Genomic DNA, 1,366 nt, shown 5'->3' with positions numbered 1-1,366 from the left:
GGCGCCGACACCTCCGAGGGGCCGATCCATGCCGAGCGCACCGTCGTCGCGCTGGCCAGCTACAGCCCGGCGCTGCTGCGCCCGCTCGGCATCGACCTGCCGGTCTATCCGGTGAAGGGCTATTCGCTGACCATCCCCGTCACGGACCCCGACGCCGCGCCCGTCTCCACCGTGATGGACGAGACCTACAAGGTGGGCATCACCCGTCTGGGCGAGCGCATCCGCGTGGGCGGCACCGCCGAACTCGCCGGCTTCTCCCGCCGCCTGCGCGCCGCGCGGCGGGCGACGCTGGTGCGCAGCGTGCGCGACCTGTTCCCGCATGGCGGCGATCCGGCGGCCGGGCAGTTCTGGACCGGGCTGCGGCCGATGACGCCCGACGGCACGCCGGTGATCGGCCCCACGCGGGTCGAGGGGCTGTTCCTCAACACCGGCCACGGCACGCTCGGCTGGACCATGGCCTGCGGCTCCGGCCGCCTGCTCGCCGACCTGATCTCCGGCCGCCGCCCGAACATCGCATATGAGGATCTGGCGCTGTCGCGGTATGCGCGGTGATCTCGATGGTGGGCTGAAGCCCACCCTACGCGTGCTGCCCCAACCCCGCCCCTCGGCGTAGGGTGGGCTTCAGCCCACCCCCCCCCTGCACATCCACCGCAAATGCCCGACTACCGCCGCAACCGCGTCGCCGGAGCCGCCTATTTCTTCACGGTCAACCTGCTCGACCGCCGCTCCGACCTGCTGGTGGCGGAGATCGGCGCCCTGCGCGACGCGGTGCGCCAGACCCGCCTGATCCGACCGTTCCATATCGACGCCTGGGGTCGTGCTGCCCGACCACCTGCATTGTCTTTGGACCCTGCCGCCCGACGACGCCGATTTCCCGACCCGCTGGCGGATGATCAAGGCGCTGTTCTCCCGCCGCGTCGCGCATCCGCCGGATCGCCGCCCATCCCTCGTCCGCAAGCGCGAGGCGGGCGTCTGGCAACGTCGATATTGGGAACACACGATCCGCGACGAGCGCGACTATGCGGCCCACATGGACTACATCCACTTCAACCCGGTGAAGCACGGCATCGCCGCGCACCCCGCCGCCTGGCCGCACTCGAGCTTTCGGCGCTGCGTCGCGCGGGGCGTCTACCCCGAGGATTGGGCACTCGCTTATGTCGACCTGCCCCACACCGGCGAGCGGCCCGACCAAGCGGTGGGCTGAAGCCCACCCTACGCGTGCCCTACGCGTGCCGCCGCCCCAACATCGCGCACGAGCCCGCGGCGCAACCGCGCCACGCCCGATGCCGGCAGCCGGTCATCGACCAACGAAGCCACGCCCACCGCCCCATCCGTAGGGTGGGCTTCAGCCCACCACCACCCACCC

At 71.7% G+C, this 1,366-nt stretch carries 2 protein-coding genes; both read left to right on the top strand.

Annotated features, from left to right (window positions below; translation table 11 throughout):
• A partial coding sequence (locus tag B8460_RS14900) for an FAD-dependent oxidoreductase (RefSeq protein WP_048862397.1) occupies positions 1-552 on the top strand: 552 nt, incomplete at its 5' end.
• 265 nt (positions 553-817) lie between these two features.
• Entirely contained in the window at positions 818-1,204 is a 387-nt protein-coding gene (locus B8460_RS14895; RefSeq protein WP_241771202.1) for an REP-associated tyrosine transposase, read from the top strand.
• The last annotated feature ends 162 nt before the right edge of the window (positions 1,205-1,366 follow it).

The organism is Acidisphaera rubrifaciens HS-AP3 (assembly GCF_000964365.1).
GTDB lineage: Bacteria > Pseudomonadota > Alphaproteobacteria > Acetobacterales > Acetobacteraceae > Acidisphaera > Acidisphaera rubrifaciens.
This window is presented reverse-complemented; position numbering and strand designations above follow the sequence as displayed.